This window comes from Salinibacterium sp. (assembly GCF_031364185.1).
Lineage (GTDB): Bacteria > Actinomycetota > Actinomycetes > Actinomycetales > Microbacteriaceae > Rhodoglobus.
The window spans coordinates 36,576-55,444 of sequence record NZ_JANLVV010000221.1; the positions used below are offsets into that span (position 1 = coordinate 36,576).

Below are 18,869 nucleotides of genomic sequence, written 5' to 3' on the forward strand. Positions count from 1 at the left end.
CTCTTACCTCTCGGACACCACGGGCGGTTGCAAGATTTGACTGCTCACTCAGGAATATCACGAAAGTCGAGTTGACGGGTGACGACATTCCTTGCGACCTCCTCGAGGGTCTGATTTGCCGTGAAGGCGTGAGACTTGAGGCGGATCAGCGCCTCTGTTGCCGTGGTGTTGAGTTGCACAAGAATCATCCCGGTGGCCTGCTGCACCTCGCGACGCATCTCGGGCGCGATAGCGGTGGGCATCGCCCATTCTCGGCCGGCTGCGACGGTGGCGCGCATCACCGCCTGCGCGGCCGCGACCGCCGCGAGCGTCCGGGCGGTTTCCGTCTGCGCACTGGTGAAGTTTCCCGCCGTGTGCCGATACATGTCGGCCACGCCCACGACTGCGGCACCAAGGATGAGGGGGAACACGAAGAGTGCTCCGACGCCGAGTCGTGACACCGCCTCGCCAAAAATCGGCCAGCGGGCGTTACTGTCGTCGGCAAGGTTCGGGATGATCGTGGCCCGCCCGGTGCGAACCACCTCCCAGCGCGGCCCCTCCCCCAGCGCAAACTGCAGTTCATCGATGCGAGCCGCCGTATCGTCACTCGCACACACCGTGGAGGACTCTCGACCAGCCCCCACGACCGAGACAGAAATGCCCGTAATGGGGAGAGAGTGAAGAAAGGGAAAGCACAGTGCGCTGTGTCGAGGTGGCGGCGCCTCACCGGAACGATGGTTCAGCGTGACCACACCCTCTGCCGTGAACGGCGATCAGGAGTGCACCCACGACCGAGATGAGCCCCGTCCGCATCGGAAACCACACAATGCGAGCACCCCTCAACCTAGACCCGATCGGGTGCCAGCGCCATACAGAGCCGCAAGGCGCCCGAACCTACCGTGACGCTGAGCGGCTGCCCGTCCAGAGTCAGTCGTCGGAAGGGTCGGGAATGTCGAGCGCCTCCTCGGCAGACATACCGAGCGCGGAGGAGGCAGGCGGCCGACTTCTCGGGGCGTGCACGACGCGACTCTGCTCAAGAAAGACCTGGGGCGGGAGGCCGGCGTCAGACTGCTTGATCGACGAGATCCAGATTGCTTCGGGATGAAGATCCTCCCCCGAGCGCACATCCTCGGCCGTGCGCAGCTTCGCGACATCAAGAATGATCGTGCTGAAACCCACCTTGACCACGATGTCGGCGATACACAACACGACCTGGATGGTGGTCGTCCATTCCCCGCCAAAGGTGAATACCTGGATGATGGCGATGATCGGGTACACCACCCATCCGGAGAGGAGCAGGATCGTCGCGTTGGTGATCAGCCTGCCGGCCTCGGGGGTGAGGCCCGGAATCGATGCCTTGACGGCCCGGATGAGCACGACGTTGGTGAGGGCCCAGAAGACAATACTCACGCCAAACCAGGCGAGAGTGGCGCCCGGGTTCGTGCCGCCGTCGACGACGATGCCCCCCAGGAAGCCGGTGAAAATCATGCCGAAGGCGAGCCCGATAGCTGTGAATAGCGCTCGCTTGGAGGCAACCCCGATCAGTGTCGTTACGGCGAGCAGTTCGGCGCACAACAGGGGAACGGTGAGTGACCAATCGACGTACCTGAGGGAGAAGGTGTTCACGGCGAACTCATTGGGCGACCACCCGGCGGAGGTCGAATCGTATCCGACCACGAACGCGATGAGCAGGAACAGATAGGACAGCGACGCGGTACCCAGCACTGCCAGTCTCGCGACGGTGGCCGAACGGTAGCGCGCCCCGACCTCGCCTCGGGTGGCGATAGCGCGCACGAAGCCTGCGCCCAGCACCAGGAACGCGAGCCCCAGGAAGTAGAGGATCAGCTGGTGACCTGACTCGGTGAGAGGCGCCTCCCACGGGGCCGGCAGCATGGCCACGGTGTCTACGAGCGCGATGGCGTTGCCTCGGTGGACGACTCAGGCTCGACCGTGAAAACCAAACCGCCGGGATTATTGGATGATGCGGCGAGCACCTCGATCCACTCCCTATTGATGACGGGCGGCCTGCTACCGAAATAGCGGAAGAAGAGTGTGGAACTGGGGTCGAGCCAGATGGCGCTGCGGCCGCTGCCCGCGCCGGGCGCACTGGTCCAGGAGAAGATAAACCCTTCTCGGCGGCGCAGTTTTGCCGTGATGACGATCTGGAGGTGTGCGAGCGCACGATCGTCGAAAGCAATCTCTGTGCCAGAAGTTCCGTATAGCAGCGTTCCCATGAAACCCCTTTCCTCTGCTCCGATTTTGTGCTTTCCAGGGTCTGGGGAAAGGCCAATTTTTACCAGCATAGCGCTCGCGGCAAGCGCTTCTACCCCAGTAAAGGGTGTGCTAGACCAGCGGGGAGAAGCGCCTCAACCTCAGGCTGTTCGTGACCACGAAGACCGACGACAGCGCCATGGCGGCTCCGGCAACCAACGGACCCAAGAGCCCCAGCATGGCTAGCGGAATTGCGGCGACGTTGTAGGCGAATGCCCAGAACAGGTTTCCCTTAATGGTGCCCAGGGTCCGGCGGGCCAGCCTTATCGCATCCGCCACCACCAGCAGGTCTCCGCTGACGACCGTAATGTCGCTGGCGGCCATCGCGGCATCCGTTCCGCCCCCCATGGCGATGCCGAGGTCAGCCGCGGCCAGTGCCGCGGCGTCATTCACGCCGTCCCCCACCATGGCCACGATCCTGCCCTCCGACTGCAGTCGCGTGATCAGCTCAAGCTTGCCCTGCGGTGTTACTGCCGCGTGCACCTCGTCGATATGCACGGCTGCAGCGACGAGAGCGGCCGCCCCCGCGTTATCGCCCGTGAGCAGCACCGGTCGCAATCCGAGGGCGACGAAGCGCCCGATCGCCTGCGCGCTGCTGGGCTTGACCGTATCGCCCACCGCGATAGTGCCGCGAAGTCGCCCATCCCATGCCACGGCGATGACGGTGGCGCCCTCGGCCTCGGCTGCGGCGATCGCTGCCGACGCGGCATCCGGAATCGCCATCGCCCATTCGGTGGCGAGCCATGACGACCGACCCGCCATGACCAGTCGCCCGTCAACGATGGCCTGCACGCCCTGGCCCGGGTGCGCCAGGAACGATTCTGCCGAAGAGATCGAGAGGCCTGTGGATGCCGCATGCTCAACGATGGCGCGTGCCACAGGATGCTCCGACCCATGTTCGACCGCCGCGGCGACGCCCAGGAGCTGGGCGGTCGGGGTTTCGTCGAGGGACGTCACGGCCGACACACTCATGCGACCGGTGGTGACCGTTCCGGTCTTGTCGAGCACGATGGTGTCGACGGCGCGGGTCTGCTCGAGCACCTGCGGGCCGCTGATGATGATACCCAGTTGCGAGCCACGACCGGTACCCACGAGCAGTGCCGTGGGGGTGGCGAGCCCCAGGGCGCACGGGCAGGCGATGATCAGCGTGGCAACGGCGGCGGTGAAGGCGAGCTCGACCGAACCGTTGATCAGCACCCAGGCCGCAAAAGTGACCAGAGCCAGACCGATGACGATCGGAACGAACACCCCAGACACCCGGTCGGCGAGTCGCTGCGCCTCGGCCTTGCCGTTCTGCGCGTCTTCGACCAACCGCCCGATGCGGGCGAGCTCCGTATCGGCACCGACCCGGGTGATCTCGACCACGAGTCGACCGCCGACATTGATCGTCGCCCCCACGACGCGGTCGCCGGCACCGACCTCGACCGGCACAGACTCGCCAGTGAGCATGCTGAAGTCGACCGCCGATGATCCCTCGACGACGAGCCCGTCGCTGGCGATCTTCTCGCCCGGGCGCACCACGATAACGTCGCCGGGCGCGAGGGAGGCGACGCTGACACTCGACTCCACGCCGCCCTTCAGCGCCGTGGCATCCTGAGCGCCAAGCTCGAGCAGCGCACGCAGGGCCGCCCCCGACTGCTTCTTCGCGCGCGCCTCGATGTATCGACCACCAAGGATGAACACGGTCACCGCGGCGGCGACCTCAAGGTAGATCTCGCTCGCACCGCCATGCGCACTGGCGAAGAACGTAAAACTCATGTGCATGCCCGGCATCCCGGCCGTGCCGAAGAACAGTGCGTACAGCGACCAGCCAAACGCGGCAATCACACCGACGCTCACCAGGGTGTCCATCGTGGCCCCACCGTGACGCGCATTCACGGCCGCAGCGCGGTGAAATGGCCACGCGCCCCACACCACGACGGGCGCGGCAAGGGTGAGCGCGAGCCACTGCCAGTGGGTGAACTGGATGGCGGGAATCATCGACAGCAGCACGACGGGCGCGGCAAGCGTTGCCGAGACGACCAGCCGGTGCCTGAGCGCTACGACCTCACGGTCGACGGGGAGTTCTGCGTCCTGCCGGACACGCACCGGTGCGGGCAGGGTGGCGCTGTATCCCGCCGACTCGACCGCGGCGATCAGTGCCGTGGTGTCGACGCCGTCGGAGCGCACACTGGCCTTCTCGGTGGCGTAGTTGACGGTGGCGGTGACGCCCTCGATGCGGTTCAGCTTGCGCTCAATCCGGTTCGCGCACGAGGCGCAGGTCATGCCCCCGATCTCAAGACTGACGACGCTGGCGGCCATCGGCTAGGCCTGCGCCACGGCGTATCCGGCCTCGGCGATGGCAGCCCGGATGTCGTCACTGGTGACAGGAGCATCGCTTACCACGTCGACCCGGGAGACTCCGCCGACGTGCAGGTCAACGGCCACGCTGGTGACTCCGGCGACGGAGGACACCTCCTCGGTGACGCTCGAAACGCAGTGGGCACAGGTCATTCCTTCGACGAGGTACGTGGTGGTAGTCATTGGTCTTCTTTCGTGTTGTCGGTTTCTAGGAGCGGACGAGCCTGGCGATGGCGGCCGAAGCCTCGCGCAGTTTCTCCTGCGCGACCTCACCACCCTCGGCCGTGGCCTGGGCGACGCAGTGGCTGAGGTGGTCCTCGAGCAGCGACAGGGCCACCGTCTCAAGGGCCTTGGTGGCGGCAGAGACCTGGGTGAGAATATCGATGCAGTAGGTGTCGTCTTCGACCATCCTGTGGATGCCCCGCACCTGGCCTTCGGCGCGACGAAGCCGCTTCAGCAGATCCTCTTTATTGTCGACGTAGCCGATCACGGTACTCCTGCCCTGGAGGCGCCAGCCGGGCATCCTCTCACACCTTAGTATACCCCCTAGGGGTATAAAGCGCGTGAGCCCATCGACACGGATCCACGAGGGGGAATTTCCCTCGCCAGGAAGGGTTCACACTAGTGATGTCACACTGGAGAGGAGGCAACCGTTGACGATGAACACCGGCGCTCCCGAGACGGCGTTGACCGAGGCCGAGGTCACGGCGATTCGTGCGGACTTTCCGATTCTTACGACCAGGGTGAACGGGCATCCACTGGTCTATCTCGACTCTGCCGCCACCTCGCAGAAACCGCGAATGGTGCTGGATGCCGAGCGCGACTTCACCGAGAACCGCAACTCGGCCGTGCATCGCGGTGCGCACACGCTCGCAGCCGAGGCCACCGAGGAGTTCGAGGCCGCCCGCGCCACGGTCGCCCGTTTCGTTGGAGTCGACGCCGACGAGATCGTGTGGACCTCCAACGCGACGGAGGGGCTGAATCTCGTCGCGTATGCGCTCTCGAACGCGACGTTTGCCGTCGATGATCGCCTGCGGCTCTCCCCCGGCGACGAGATCGTGGTCACCGAGCAGGAGCATCACGCCAACCTTGTGCCGTGGCAGCAACTGGCCCTGCGCACGGGCGCGACCCTGCGATTCATCCCGGTCGACGACAAGGGTGCGCTGCGGATCGACCTGCTTGATGAGGTCATCACCGAACGCGCCCGGGTGGTTGCGTTCACGCACGTCTCCAACGTGCTGGGCGTCATTAATCCGGTCGGCGAGATCGTCGCCAGGGCCAAGCAGGTGGGGGCCATCACGGTGCTCGACGCCTGCCAGTCCGCTCCTCATCTTCCGCTCGCTCTGCGCGCGCTCGACGTCGACTTCGCGGTGTTCTCCGGTCATAAGTTGCTCGCCCCCACCGGAATCGGAGTGCTGTATGGGCGCAGCGCTGTGCTGAACGCCCTGCCGCCCTTCATCACCGGCGGTTCGATGATCACCACGGTCACCATGGAGTCCGCGGAATTCCTGCCGCCCCCGCAACGCTTCGAAGCCGGCACCCAGCGCGTCTCGCAGGGCATCGCGCTGGCCGCCGCACTCGACTACCTGGGTGCGATCGGCATGGGCCGCGTCGCCGCGCACGGACGCCAGGTCAGCCACCGGCTGCTCGACGGACTGGCGACGATCGAGGGCGTACGGGTATTGGGTGCGGCGGGCGACCGCATCGGCCTGGCCAGCTTCGACGTCGCCGGCATCCACGCTCATGATGTCGGCCAGTTTCTGGATGACCGTGGCATCGCCGTGCGCGTCGGCCACCATTGCGCACAGCCGCTGCACCGGCGGCTCGGGCTCACCGCGACCACTCGCGCCAGCGGATCCATCTACACCACCGACGCTGAGATCGACCTGTTCCTGCAGGCGGTCGCCGATGCCAGGTCGTTCTTCGGGGTGGCCCAGTGAATGGGGTGGCCCGGTGAGTTCTGAGCAGCTCAACGGCCTCTACCAGCAACTGATCCTCGATCACTCGAAAAGCCCGCACGGCAGGGTCACGCTCGAGCACCCCACGGCGAGTTCGCACCAGCTGAACCCGACCTGTGGTGATGAGATCACCCTGTCGATCCAGGTGGATGCCGGCACCATCGCCCACGTCGGCTGGGAGGGTCACGGCTGCACCATCTCGCAGTCGTCCGCATCGCTGCTGTCGAGCCTGGTCGAAGGCCGCGAGGTGGACGACACCCGCCTGCTGCTCGAGGAGTTTCGCACCGCGCTGCGATCGCGCGGGGCAATCGAGCTTGACGAGGAACGTTTCGGGGATGCGATCGCGCTCAACGGCGTCTCGCGCTATGTCGCCAGGGTCAAGTGCGCGATGCTCGCCTGGGTTGCGCTGGAGCATGCCCTCGCCGACACCGGAGACAACAGCTCCCCCCGCGGCGGGAGTTAATCCCGGATGGCGGGAGTCGTAAATCCCGCGGCGGGAGTTAGTCCCGGATGGCGGGAGTCGGAAATCCCGCCAACCGGCACGAACACCCGCCACAGCGCTGCGTGCGCAGGACTCGATTTCCCGGAAACCGGCCGCTGCACAGCAGTTCCCGCTGCGGCGGTTCAAGGAAGACCGAAGAGTTCAGCGCAGAAGCGACTCCCAGGGCGCCCTCGGGACGATGCCCCCAGCCCGACCGGCGAGCGCGTTGTCCACCGTCACAAACGCGTCGGCCTGCAGCTGGGCGACGGCAAGGTACTCGGCGTCTCGAATGCCTGGCCAGTCGAGCTTCTCCGCGATCTTCCACGCCGTGGCGCGGGAAACCCGGTCACCCAGAAGCCGGATGCGCATTGTCGTGATGCGATCCAGCATCTCCAGTGCCTCTTTTCGGTCCAGGTTGCCCGCACGCACCTGGCCATAGAGGATCGAGAGCGCCTCGGAGCGCAACAGGCTTGGCGCGACGAGCTGGTGGGCTTCGGCGACAGTGACCGATTCCCTGGCGAGTTGAATGGCGGTGGGTGCGCCGATGGCAAATCGAGTCATGCGTCGAGTATGCCGCCTACTACCGTCGACGACCGAGATCGCCGTCTGATCGTCGATCGCATATGCCTGCCCGGGAATATTCGTCGCCCAGCGTCGCGCTGCCTCCGTTCAGTTCTGCGACCAGCCGGAATATTTCAGGTGCGGGAAGATGGCAGAGGTACGCAGCGTCGCCCCCGCCGACGAGGAGGATGTCTGCGTCACTGACCCATTGCACCCAGCGTTCCCCGGGGATCGTCGGCAGCGCCGCGACGCCGTCGGACGAACAGGGAGCGGCATTCGCCGAGCGGCTTCGCCAGCAATCCTATGAGCGCAGCTCGAACCGGCTGATGCTTAGAGTGCGGCGCCTTCACCGTCATCAAACGGCGCCACCGGTGAGCTGCGTCATCCACCGGTCGACCTCGCGCTGGCTCCGCAGGCGCACCACTGTCAGGTGTGGATGACTCGACTGGGCATCCGGCACCATCCACCTGAGCGTGTTCCGGGTGTGGATCGCCCACCGGATGACGTGATCGGGATCGGAGAAGAAGTCGAGCAGCGGCCCCTCGCGGTTACCGTTCCAGAGCTGCGCATTGCTGCGTCGTCGACGGATCGTGCGGGCCGTCACCCGATAGAGAGACACGCGGGTCGGCAGGTCGAGCCAGACCAGGGTGTCTGCGCGAGCGGCAATCGCCTCTCTCGCGGTGGGATATTGCCACTCAACGACCCAGGATAGTCCTGCTGTCACGGCGTCGACATCGGTCTCGAAGGTGGGCCGCCGCGTCCACCCCTCGCCATGGAACAGGCCGTCGATTTCGGTGTGGGGAATGCCTGTGGCGGCGGTGATCCGTCTCGCTAGGGTCGTCTTGCCTGCCCCGGTGATGCCCGCAACAGCGATGCGCCTGGGCGACCAGGTGACGAGATCATCGGCGCCGAGCATCCGGCAATCGTACCGGTGCCAGTGCCGGCGTCGATATAGCTCGCTATAGCGTGACCAACGCCATCGGCACTCCGGACGTATCCGCCCAGTGGATGCGCGTAAACCCCGCAGGCTTTCCCGTCAACTCATCCGTGAGCTCGCCAACCAGTTCGTCGAGATCGCGGCGGCTGGTTCCCGCGATGTGGAGCCACACAGACTCTGAGTCCCACTCGACCAGGAACGACCCGATCGGGGGGATCAGCACCACGCGCTGCGAGGCCGACACCCTGATCGTTCGATAGCGGTGCAGTCGGTAGCGAAGCGCGTCCAGAGCCCCGACATCTGTGACGTGCACGGACCCGGTCATCGACAACATGACTTCTATGATCATCGGCCCAGTGGAACCCTCGATGAACTCCTGACGATATTCAGGAGAAGTTCTCACTCCTCGGGTATGCGCCCGAACCCTCGACATGTTCACGGTGTCTACATATACTGGACCGAGTCGCGGCACTACGGTGTCGCCGCGATTGTCGGCTGTGGCTGCGACTATCAGGCCCAGCGATGCCCCCTTGGGATGGCGATTGCGCCGACGGGAAAGGACCACTAATGGCCAGCGCCAAGGAGTCATCCATGTCAACTACTCCGCCCGCTGCAGATCCAGAATCCCGGCAACCCCCGCCCGGCGGCGCGAGAACCTTTGCGCAGGTGCTGGTCAACACCGCGGTCGCGAACGTCACCACGAGCTTCCTTTGGTTTGCCCTGACGTTCTGGGTCTATCTCGAGACGCGCTCGGTGCTCGCGACCGGCATTATCGGGGGCACGTACATGCTGCTCGTTGCGGTGTTCTCGATGGCGTTCGGCACCATTGTCGACCGGCATCGCAAGCATCTCGTCATGGTATTCGCGGGGGTGATCACCCTGCTGGCCTTTGCGCTCAGTGGCGCGATCTACCTCGTATTCCCCGAGTCGGCCCTGCTCAACCTCGGCTCGCCGGTGTTCTGGCTGTTCGGTGGCATCATCCTCTTCGGGGCGGTCATCGAAAACATGCGCAACATTGCGCTGTCGACCACCGTGACTCTGCTCATCCCCAGCGAGCGGCACGCGAATGCTAACGGACTTGTGGGCACCGTCCAGGGTCTCGCCTTTATGGTGACGAGTGTGTTCAGCGGCCTGTCGATCGGGCTACTGGGCATGGGGTGGACGCTCGTTATCGCGATAGCCCTCTCCGCAGCGGCGCTGATGCATCTCCTGTTCCTGCGCATCCCTGAGGATCAGCCCGATCAGGATGGGGAGCGTCGACCACTCATCGACCTGCGAGGAAGCATCACGGCAGTGCGCGCGGCGTCGGGCCTCTTCGCGCTCATCATCTTCTCGACGTTCAACAACTTCATCGGTGGCGTGTACATGGCCCTCATGGACCCGTACGGTCTGGAACTCTTCCCGGTCGAATTATGGGGCATCGTTCTCGGTGTGACGTCAACCGGATTCATCATCGGCGGCCTTGTGATTGCGAAGTTAGGGCTTGGCCGCAATCCGATCCGCACCATGCTTTTGCTCGTCATACTCATGGGCGTGCTCGGGGCGCTGTTCACCATCCGGGAGTGGTGGTGGCTGTACGCGGTGGGCATTTGGCTCTACATGATGCTCATTCCGGCGGTCGAGGCAGCCGAGCAGACCGTCATTCAGAAGGTCGTACCGTTCCGCACGCAGGGACGGGTGTTCGGGTTTGCTGCCGCATTCGAGTCTGCGGCGGCACCGATCACGGCGTTCCTCATCGCGCCGATTGCGGAGTTCATCATCATCCCGTACATGAACTCCGACGCTGGGCAATCCAGCCTCGGCTGGCTACTGGGCGACGGAGTGGCGCGGGGAATCGCGCTCGTGTTCCTAGTCGCGGGCGTGATGATGGTGCTCGCGGCCGTTGGCGCATTCTTCACCAGGTCGTACCGTCGCTTCTCCGCCCAGTACGCCAGCCAGGACGAGTCGGTGGCGATAGACGAGCCCGACGGCGAGAGGGAGGACGCACAGCTTCATCGCTGATGAGGCGAACTGCCGCAGAGCCACCGCAGAGCCACCGCAGAGACGCCGGTCAGCGCCGGCCTAGATCGCCACCCATGACGGCACTCTGTTAACTCCAGCCCGCGGCATAGCGAACAGTGACCGCCACATCGCGCGGGCTCATAAACGTCGAATCCAGAAGGAGGTGCTCAACGGCGTTGATTCTCAGGATCTCGCCGAGTTCGTCGGCCCGCCAGATGCCACGCCAGCCCACTCGCGTCTGCCCGCCCACTCAAGTCTGCCCGCCCACTCGAGTCTGCCCGGTGACGTCGCACGAGCCTCTCCGCCACGACCTCCTTGCTCGCGACCAGACGGCAGATGAACATTCGCTCCACACCGAGAGCCTCACGGTAACGGGCGACCTCGGCGCGCTTCTCAATAACGCCCGCCATGATGAAGCGGACGGCCCCCGCGCGCCGGTAATTCACCACCACGCTGCGAAGGTTGGCTAGCGCAAGCTCGTGATTGAACCGGTCGCCCTCGGGCGCTGGGCTGAGTCGACGAATGTCGTCAAGGTCGATGACCGCATGCACGGAAGTCTCGCTGGCACTCAGGGCAGCGGCAAGAGTCGACTTTCCGACACCAACAGTGCCGTTCAGGAAAATCGCGTCTTGTTGTATCGATGCCGCTGGCCTATGGATGCCGCTGGCTCGATCACTCTCGTTCATTGAGGTCTACTCTCCCCAGTACAACTGCCCGATGTCTCAGAGTTCTAGTGTGCCCCGTCAGGCACTGGGAGCCCCGCTGGCACGGCGGGATCCTGTTGCATCACGTGCTCACTCCGGGGCATGAAGGATGGGGGGGAGTCGGTGCGCCCTGCTAGCAACGTATGGCACAGTGCCATACGTTGCCGGGATCACACCCCTTTCACCGAGGGAATGCAAAGTCGACGCCATCATGCCGCGAGCGGACCATTTGCTACCGTGCCCGGCAGGGGCTCGGCGCAGCACCCGGGCGGGCAAGCCGGAGTCGCCACGCCCCGATAGGGACTCGACTCCCCTGTGTCGCGGGCGGCGCACTTCCACCGTGCCCCGGCAGGGACTCGAACCCTGACTGGGACGATTTTAAGTCGTCTGCCTCTGCCGATTGGGCTACCGGGGCGGACGCGGCGCCGCAACGATGATGCTACCGCGCGGCCGCACCCGTCACTTCTTGACGGCCACAGCCTTAGCCCTGGCGGGCGCTTTTGTCGCGACCTTTGCGGGGGCGGGGGCTGCAGCGGCAGCGGCAGCAATGACAGGCTCGGCTGCGGGCTTCGGGCGGGCGGCGAACTCCTCGAACGCAGCGCGCGGTACGGCGCGCGCACCGAGTTCGACCTGGTCACGACCGAGAATGAAGCCCAGAAACCAGTTGCCGAAAACGCGGATCTTGCGCTCCCACATCGGGATCGCCAGCCCGTGGTACCCACGGTGCATGAACCATGCGGGCAACCCCTTCACGGCGAAATTCCCTGCCTGGAACACGCCATTACCCAAGCCAAGACCGGCGACAGCGCCCGCGTTCTTGTGAAAATAATCTTTTGGCGACTCGTCGCGCAGCACCGACACGATGTTCTTCGCCATGAGTTTGCCCTGACGGACTGCGTGCTGGGCGTTCGGAACGCAGAAACCTGCGACGCCTCCATCGGTCAGATCGGGCACGGCACTGACATCGCCCGCACCCCAGGCACCGTCGACCACACCATCGTCATTGATGACGCGCATGTCGGCCTGCACGCGCAGGCGACCGCGCTCCTCGAGCGGCAGGTCGGTGTTGCGCAGCACCGGGTTGGCCATGATGCCAGCCGTCCAGACGATGGTGTCGCTCTCAAAAGTTTCGCCGGTTGACAGCTCGATGTGCCCGCCGACGGCCGACGACAGCTGTGTGTCGAGGTGGATCTTCGCGCCGCGCTCGGCGAGATCCTTGATCACCCAAAGGCTCGTCTTCAGCGATACCTCGGGCATGATGCGGCCCATCGCCTCGATGAGGTGGAAGTGCGTGTCATCGAAGCTGAGCGTCGGGTAAAGCGGAAGCAGCGACGACGCGAGGCTGCGCATCTCGGCGAACGTTTCGATGCCCGCAAACCCCCCGCCAATGACCACGAAGGTCAGCAGTCGGTCGCGCTCCGGGCCTGCCGGCATATTGGACGCCCGGTCAAAGTTGGTAAGGAGGCGATCGCGCACCGCGATGGCTTCCTCGATCCACTTCATGCCGATGGCCTCGTCAGCCACCCCCGGGATCGGGAACGTGCGAGACACGGAACCGGCCGTCACCACGACAACGTCGTAGTCGATCTCCCACGACTCACCCATCTCTGGGGTGATTGTGGCGGTCTTCGTGGCGTGGTCGATGTTCGTGACTTTCGCTGTGATGATGTTGGTCTTCTTCAAGTGACGACGGTGGGGCACCACGGCGTGGCGAGGCTCAATGGTGCCGGCCGCCACCTCGGGCAGGAACGGCTGGTACGTCATGTACGGCAGCGGGTCAACCATCGTCACCTCAGCTTCGCCGCGGCGCAGCCACTTCTCGAGCTTGCGAGCGGTATAGAAGCCGGCATAGCCGCCGCCGACGATCAGAATTTTAGGCACGAGTGGTGGTCTCCTGGAGGAAAAGTTCTGGATCAAAGTTTGACCCCAATTCTAACCGGTCTGACGCACAGCTCTGACCCGCTTGACACCGACCACAATGACCACACCGAAAGCACCGATGAAAAAAACAAGAACGGCGAGCGGGATACCGACGTTGCGCAGCAGCGACACCGTCGGCAGGATCGTGCCAAGCGGAGTTTGGGGGCCCGCCGCATCGGCCGAACCCGGAGTGGGAGTGCTGGTCGGCGGCGCGCTGGGCGCGCTCGTGGGTGCGGGCGTGGGTGACTGGATGGATTCCGCCCGCCTGTGCACGGTGATCCACTCGGCAAGGCTGCCCATCGGATTTTCCGAGACGCGCGGAACGGATGCCTCGACCGCCGCCTGAGCGTCGATTAGCCCGAAACCGTAGATAGGGTCGGCTCCGGGCGCCCCCGTGTCGCGCGCAGTTTTCACAATGCGGTTGATGATGTTGTTTGCATCAAGCCCCGGATGCGCGGCGCGCACAAGCGCGACGATGCCGGCCACAATCGGAGTGGCGCCGCTGGTGCCGCTCCACTTCACGTACCGGCCGCCGGGAACAACCCCCACGAGCTGCTCGCTCGGCGCCGCCACGGCGATGGTGATTCCCTGCGATGACGCGTCGAAGCTGGCCCGGCCGCTGATGTCAACGCCACCCACGGTCAGCACGCCCGGCATGGTGGCCGGCGCGCCCACCTCTGTCGTACCGCTGCCCCGGTTGCCCGCCGCCGCGACGATCACCACGTCGTTGTCCGCGGCATACGAAAATGCGTCGTCCCAGCTCTCGGGCCAGTCACGGGTGTTACGTGTCAGCGACATGTTGATCACGTCGGCACCCTCATCCACCGCGAACCGCACGGCCGCCGCGATCTGGTCGTCAGAGTTCGACTCGCCCTCACCAAACCCGATCGAGATTGCGAGAATGGATGCCGCCGGCGCCGACCCAATGACGCCATCCGTTGCGTTCGTACCCCGGCCGGCGGCAAGCGACGCGACCATGGTTCCATGTTCGGGGCCGTCGGCGCCGACCGGTTTTTGGCCGTTCGACGAACCGAGACCCGAGAAGTCTGCTCCCCCGACCACCGCGCCCGCGAGTTCCGCAACGCTGCCATCAACACCGGTGTCGATGATGGCGATCGTCACGCCGTCGCCACGAGTGGTGGCCCAGGCCGCGCGGATCCCATAGGTGTCAAGCCAATACTCGTCGTCGCGCACCGGGTCGGCAGTGGCGGCCGTGCCGGTGAAGATGGTGGATGCCACGACCAGTGTCGCCGCCACCGCCGTCGTAGCCCAGCGCCTGCTCACGAGTAGTCCGCACATTCGCAGACCGTCGGGCTCCAGCCGGAGCGCTCAAGCGCGAGGTCACCGATCGGGTTCACCCCTGGGCCAGCGGCCAGCGCGTGTCCGACCAGCGCGTGCAGGCACTTCACGCGATCGGGCATCCCCCCGGCAGAGATACCGGCGATTTCGTCGACCACCGCGAAGCGCTCGCGATCGGCGAGATACGACATATGCGCCTCGCGGTATGCATCGTGCAGTTCGTCACCGGCCAGCAACTCGGCGAAGCCCGGCATCTCGCCGTCAGCCTCCAGGGTCGACACCGCCGCCGTGGCCGCCGGATGCGTGAGGTAGTAGAAGGTGGGAAACGGAGTGCCATCGGCCAGCCTCGGCGCGGTCGACACCACGGTGGGGGCGCCGCACACACAGCGTGCCGAAATCCCGACCACGTCGCGCGCGGGTCGGCCCAGCTGGAGGGAGACAATGCGTACATCCTCGCTCGTCACCGGGTCGAACGGCGGCCTCACGGGGTCACCGGCGGCACGCCTAGAGTCGGCGCGACGAGATCGGCGGGCGGAGCATCCGTCAGTCCCGCCGTGAAAATCGACGACAGCAGGGTGTTCGCCCAATCGACCTTCGTAGTCTGAATCTTGTCGCTGATGGGAAGTGCGCTGTTGCTCACGACCGCGCCGCCATCGCCGATGACGAGGTAGCTGACCTCGCCGGGGAACACATAAAAGAGCCGCTCGCGGGCCTGCGACTTGATATACGCAGGGTCGCCCCAGCGGGCAACATTCTTATCCAGCTCATCGACGGACTGTTGCGCGTCATCGACCGTCTGCTGCAACGCCGCGATCTGCTGGCGTTGCTCGATGAACACCCGCAGGTTGGGGGCAAGCACGATAACCGCAAGAATCAGCAGCGACAGCATGAGCACGGTGAAGCCCGAGAAGCGGATGGTGCGCAACCAGCGTTCGGGGGCACTCTCCTCGGGAAGCGAGACCGCCACTCGAGTCGTTCCGCTCCTGGCCATGGGTTAGAGCTTAAACGACGACACCGGCACAGCGGCGCCGCCACGGGGCCGAAATGACAACTGGGGGTACGGGACGCGCGGCCCTCAACCCTTGACCACGGCGGTGCGCACAGCCGCGGTCGAGGCGAACGGCTGCGCTCGAGGAGACGATGCCCCGTTACTTCCCGAACCTCGGGAAAGCACCGCGCCCCGCGTAAACCGCGGCGTCTCCGAGTTCCTCCTCGATGCGCAGCAGCTGGTTGTATTTCGCGACCCGGTCTGAGCGAGCCGGGGCGCCCGTCTTGATCTGGCCCGCATCCGTCGCCACAGCGAGGTCGGCGATCGTGGTGTCTTCGGTTTCGCCGGAACGGTGCGAGATGATCGCGGTGTATCCGGCGCGCTGGGCCATGGCCACGGCATCCAGCGTCTCGGTCAGAGTGCCGATCTGGTTCACCTTGACGAGAATCGAGTTGCCGACCTTCTCGTCGATTCCGCGCTTCAGGCGGGTCGGGTTGGTCACGAACAGGTCGTCCCCGACGATCTGCACCTTCTCGCCGAGCACGGAGGTGAGGTGCGCGTAGCCCTCCCAGTCGTCCTCGGCCAGCGGATCCTCGATGGTCGCCAGCGGATAGTCGCCAACGAGGCCCACCCAGAATTCGGTGAGCTGCTCGCCGGATAGTTGCTGCTTCTCGAAGGAGTACAGGTTGTCGGCGAAAAACTCGGTGGCCGCGACATCCAGGCCCAAACCAAAGTCCTTGCCCGGCTGGAAACCGGCCGAGGTGATCGCCTCGACGATGAAGTCCAGGGCCGCACGAGCGCCCGGCAGGTCGGGAGCGAAGCCACCCTCATCGCCGAGGCCGGTCGAATGGCCGTTCTTCTTCAGCAACGATTTCAGCGCGTGATAGACCTCGGTGCCCCAGCGCAAACCCTCGGCGAAGGTGTCGGCACCGAGAGGTACGACCATGAACTCCTGGATGTCGAGTGCGGTGTCAGCGTGCGCGCCACCGTTGATGATGTTCATCAGCGGCACCGGAAGAGTGTGCGCGTTCGGGCCGCCAAGGTAGCGGAACAGCGGAAGGTCGGCCGAATCTGCGGCTGCCTTCGCGACCGCGAGAGACACACCGAGCAGGGCGTTCGCGCCCAGTTTCTCCTTGTTATCGGTGCCGTCGAGGGCGATCATCTCGGCATCGACCAGGCGCTGGTCGGCGGCGTCGAAACCCTCAACGGCGGGGCCCAGCACATCGAGAACTGACTCGACGGCCTTCAGCACACCCTTGCCGCCGTAGCGGTTCGCGTCGCCATCGCGCAGCTCGTATGCCTCGAACGCACCAGTGGATGCCCCGGACGGAACGGCGGCGCGAGCCACGATCCCGTCTTCAAGAAGAACCTCGACCTCGATGGTCGGGTTTCCCCGAGAGTCAAGAATTTCGCGAGCGCCGACTGCCTCAATCAAAGCCACGATGGGTCTCCTTCAGAAATAGAATCTGCGGACGAACAGGTGGATGTCCGTTCAGAAGCCTACCCGTGCAGCCCTTCGGCCACCGTTCCCCGCCCGACCCACGCGAGCATGGTGTCATTGAAAAGCTCGGGCGCCTCGATGTTCCAGGCATGATGTAAGCCCCGGGCGCGCGCGGCACGCACATTGGGAATCGTGGCTTCGAGCATGCGATGCGAGTCGCGCGCGACCGAAGCGCTGTCTTTAGTTCCGACGACGACGAGGGTCGGAGCGGCAATAGCCTCGAGCAGGCTTGTCGGCGTGCCACGAGTGGCCTCCTCGAAGATCGACACGGCAGTGGATTTGTCAATGCCAAGACCCGTCGTCACGAACAGTTCTACCGAATCGGCGGGCAGCATGTATGCGCGGGCAAGGCCGCGCCAGAACCACTCCATATTCCAAAAACCGAGCATGGCCCGACCGAGAACTCGCTCCGTCAGCGACGGTCGAGTGGCCGTCGTGCTGGCGAGAAGGAGATCTTTCACGAGGGCCGGATGCCGTGCTGCCAGGTGGATGGCCACGCTCGAGCCCAGAGACAGACCCACGATGTGCGCTGGGCCCTCGACGACCTTCGAAACCTCATCAGCGGTGTCGGCGATCGATAGCCAGCGCAGATGGTTACTGTCGCCGAAACCCGGCAAATCGGGGACGAGAACGCGATAGCCCGCCAACGCCGATAGTTGTTGCGCCCACATCCAGCCAGCCACGGTCCCGCCGTGAAGCAGCACGACTGTCTCCGCCTCATCTGGGTGGTACTCGCGAACTTTCATGATGGACTCCCCAGTATTCGAATGCTGTTGGCGATGAGTTGATCAAGCTGGCTGGCGAGGGTCGTCTCGTCGACGCCGTTGTCGATCCCGTTCCTGCGCACTTCGAGTCCGTGCCAGGCGGCGGCGAGGGTTACCGCGCCGGCCTCGCTGAGACGAACGCAGTGAGCGCGCGAGTCGTTGGGGTCTGGTGTGACGTCGACGAGCCCAGTAAGCGCTCGGAGACGCTGTGTCACCGAGGCACGCGAGACCCCGAGATTCGCGGCGATCGTTTGCTGTGAAGTCGATTCGAGCACGCCGACCATGAGCAACACGAGAAACGGGGCGTAGTGAATGCCATGCACGCGAACGAGGTATTCATCGGCAAGCCGGTCGAGCAGGATGGTGGCCCGGTGCAGCTTGAAGGCCGTGCTGTCGGTGAAATTATTGTTAATGACTTAACAATACCCACTTTAAATCGGAAAGGGTATATCCGTGGGAATCCACGACGGCGTATCGACTGAATCCGGATGCCGCCAGTTGGGTCAGTAGCGGAGTCATGTTGCGGGGCTTCCGAACGAGACGCACACGGATGCCCCGGCGAATGAGCTCGGTCTGCATCCCGATCAGGGCGGCCGGAGGAACGGAGCCATCGTGGATCAGAGCCGCGGCATCCATCGACTCAGGATGCTGTAGCTCGACCAGGTCGACCAGACGCTCGAAGCCGAGCGAGAACCCTGCCGCCGGAACCTCGGAGCCGAGGAAGCGGCCGATCATGCCGTCGTAGCGTCCACCGCCGCCGAGGTAGTAGCCGAGACTCGGGTGGGCGACCTCGAAGATCGCGCCGGTGTAATAACCCATTCCACGAACCAGCCAGGGGTCGAACTGCACGAGGGGCTGGGTTCGGTTCGGCATGGGGATAGCGGTGTCACGCGCCTGCGCAGGCGCGTCGCGGACTGGTTGGCCGGCTGCCGGCTCGGCGCGGGATGCGGTTTCGTCGGGCGCTATCGCTCGGGCGGCCTTGTCGCGGGAAGGGAGTTCGCCCGGCGCGAGCATCCGGGTGGGCACCCCGCCTCGAGCCGCCTCCACTGCCAGGCCGATCGCCGCGAGTTCGGTCACCGCTACCGAGTCGACCCCCTGCGGCAGCGCCTTACGAATCGCGGCCTCGCCGAACGGGAGGTATTCCATGGTCACGGGTCGGCGAAAG

The 18,869-nt window shown here is 64.9% G+C and carries 21 protein-coding genes and 1 tRNA gene; 3 read left to right on the plus strand and 19 right to left on the minus strand.

Annotated elements, in window-relative coordinates; translation table 11 throughout:
- Positions 1-44: 44 nt before the first annotated feature.
- From RMN95_RS09840 to RMN95_RS09865, 6 genes are all read right to left on the minus strand, one after another.
- Positions 45-596, minus strand: a complete 552-nt coding sequence (locus tag RMN95_RS09840) for a GAF and ANTAR domain-containing protein (protein WP_309616740.1) — start codon at positions 594-596, stop codon at positions 45-47.
- A 310-nt stretch (positions 597-906) separates the two neighbouring features.
- Positions 907-1,872: a bacteriorhodopsin gene (locus tag RMN95_RS09845; protein ID WP_309616741.1), complete on the minus strand. Its 966-nt coding sequence runs from the start codon at positions 1,870-1,872 to the stop codon at positions 907-909.
- Between the two features lie 11 nt (positions 1,873-1,883).
- Complete coding sequence (locus RMN95_RS09850) at positions 1,884-2,213, minus strand: ATP-dependent DNA ligase (protein WP_309616742.1); 330 nt, start codon at positions 2,211-2,213, stop codon at positions 1,884-1,886.
- A gap of 109 nt (positions 2,214-2,322) precedes the next feature.
- A complete protein-coding gene (locus RMN95_RS09855) occupies positions 2,323-4,551 on the minus strand; it encodes a heavy metal translocating P-type ATPase (protein ID WP_309616743.1) in 2,229 nt (742 codons plus the stop codon).
- A gap of 3 nt (positions 4,552-4,554) precedes the next feature.
- On the minus strand, positions 4,555-4,773 hold the full coding sequence (locus RMN95_RS09860) for a cation transporter (RefSeq protein ID WP_309616744.1): 219 nt from the start codon (positions 4,771-4,773) through the stop codon (positions 4,555-4,557).
- 25 nt (positions 4,774-4,798) lie between these two features.
- Positions 4,799-5,080 carry a metal-sensitive transcriptional regulator gene (locus tag RMN95_RS09865; protein ID WP_309616764.1) on the minus strand — a complete coding sequence of 94 codons (282 nt, stop codon included), beginning with the start codon at positions 5,078-5,080 and terminating at the stop codon, positions 4,799-4,801.
- Positions 5,081-5,249: 169 nt separating this feature from the next.
- Here RMN95_RS09865 and RMN95_RS09870 point away from each other — a divergent pair, with 169 nt between their 5' ends.
- Together RMN95_RS09870 and sufU are read left to right on the plus strand one after the other, a co-directional pair.
- Complete coding sequence (locus RMN95_RS09870; protein ID WP_309616765.1) at positions 5,250-6,530, plus strand: SufS family cysteine desulfurase; 1,281 nt, start codon at positions 5,250-5,252, stop codon at positions 6,528-6,530.
- A gap of 13 nt (positions 6,531-6,543) precedes the next feature.
- The gene (gene sufU, locus RMN95_RS09875; protein ID WP_309616745.1) at positions 6,544-7,011 is read left to right on the plus strand and encodes a Fe-S cluster assembly sulfur transfer protein SufU; all 468 of its coding nucleotides are present in this window, start codon (positions 6,544-6,546) and stop codon (positions 7,009-7,011) included.
- 180 nt (positions 7,012-7,191) lie between these two features.
- Here the strand turns inward: sufU and RMN95_RS09880 are convergent, their stop codons facing one another.
- The 3 genes from RMN95_RS09880 to RMN95_RS09890 form a co-directional block, all read right to left on the minus strand.
- On the minus strand, positions 7,192-7,590 hold the full coding sequence (locus RMN95_RS09880) for a type II toxin-antitoxin system VapC family toxin (protein WP_309616746.1): 399 nt from the start codon (positions 7,588-7,590) through the stop codon (positions 7,192-7,194).
- Positions 7,591-7,945: 355 nt separating this feature from the next.
- Positions 7,946-8,506, minus strand: a complete 561-nt coding sequence (locus RMN95_RS09885) for an AAA family ATPase (RefSeq protein ID WP_309616747.1) — start codon at positions 8,504-8,506, stop codon at positions 7,946-7,948.
- Between the two features lie 43 nt (positions 8,507-8,549).
- Positions 8,550-8,876 carry a hypothetical protein gene (locus tag RMN95_RS09890; RefSeq protein WP_309616748.1) on the minus strand — a complete coding sequence of 109 codons (327 nt, stop codon included), beginning with the start codon at positions 8,874-8,876 and terminating at the stop codon, positions 8,550-8,552.
- Positions 8,877-9,118: 242 nt separating this feature from the next.
- Here RMN95_RS09890 and RMN95_RS09895 point away from each other — a divergent pair, with 242 nt between their 5' ends.
- The gene (locus RMN95_RS09895; protein ID WP_309616749.1) at positions 9,119-10,528 is read left to right on the plus strand and encodes an MFS transporter; all 1,410 of its coding nucleotides are present in this window, start codon (positions 9,119-9,121) and stop codon (positions 10,526-10,528) included.
- Positions 10,529-10,695: 167 nt separating this feature from the next.
- On the opposite strand, the gene RMN95_RS09900 is transcribed toward RMN95_RS09895, so the two are convergent.
- The 10 genes from RMN95_RS09900 to RMN95_RS09945 form a co-directional block, all read right to left on the minus strand.
- Entirely contained in the window at positions 10,696-11,214 is a 519-nt protein-coding gene (locus tag RMN95_RS09900) for an AAA family ATPase (RefSeq protein ID WP_309616750.1), read from the minus strand.
- 359 nt (positions 11,215-11,573) lie between these two features.
- Positions 11,574-11,647 (minus strand) — tRNA-Leu (locus RMN95_RS09905).
- A 44-nt stretch (positions 11,648-11,691) separates the two neighbouring features.
- Positions 11,692-13,113: an NAD(P)/FAD-dependent oxidoreductase gene (locus RMN95_RS09910; protein ID WP_309616751.1), complete on the minus strand. Its 1,422-nt coding sequence runs from the start codon at positions 13,111-13,113 to the stop codon at positions 11,692-11,694.
- 51 nt (positions 13,114-13,164) lie between these two features.
- Positions 13,165-14,451 carry a S8 family peptidase gene (locus tag RMN95_RS09915; protein WP_397545276.1) on the minus strand — a complete coding sequence of 429 codons (1,287 nt, stop codon included), beginning with the start codon at positions 14,449-14,451 and terminating at the stop codon, positions 13,165-13,167.
- Positions 14,433-14,936, minus strand: a complete 504-nt coding sequence (locus RMN95_RS09920; RefSeq protein ID WP_309616753.1) for a DUF501 domain-containing protein — start codon at positions 14,934-14,936, stop codon at positions 14,433-14,435. Before RMN95_RS09920 ends, RMN95_RS09915 begins: the two co-directional genes overlap by 19 nt.
- Entirely contained in the window at positions 14,933-15,442 is a 510-nt protein-coding gene (locus RMN95_RS09925; protein ID WP_309616754.1) for a septum formation initiator family protein, read from the minus strand. The genes RMN95_RS09920 and RMN95_RS09925 overlap by 4 nt, the downstream gene beginning before the upstream one ends.
- Positions 15,443-15,599: 157 nt before the next feature.
- Positions 15,600-16,880, minus strand: coding sequence for a phosphopyruvate hydratase (gene eno / locus RMN95_RS09930; protein WP_309616755.1), 1,281 nt, complete (start codon positions 16,878-16,880; stop codon positions 15,600-15,602).
- A 59-nt stretch (positions 16,881-16,939) separates the two neighbouring features.
- Positions 16,940-17,686, minus strand: a complete 747-nt coding sequence (locus RMN95_RS09935) for an alpha/beta hydrolase (RefSeq protein WP_309616756.1) — start codon at positions 17,684-17,686, stop codon at positions 16,940-16,942.
- Positions 17,683-18,027: a MarR family transcriptional regulator gene (locus tag RMN95_RS09940; protein WP_309616757.1), complete on the minus strand. Its 345-nt coding sequence runs from the start codon at positions 18,025-18,027 to the stop codon at positions 17,683-17,685. Before RMN95_RS09940 ends, RMN95_RS09935 begins: the two co-directional genes overlap by 4 nt.
- Positions 18,028-18,112: 85 nt before the next feature.
- Positions 18,113-18,869 (minus strand): ATP phosphoribosyltransferase regulatory subunit (locus RMN95_RS09945; RefSeq protein WP_309616758.1); only part of this gene is annotated, 757 nt, incomplete at its 5' end.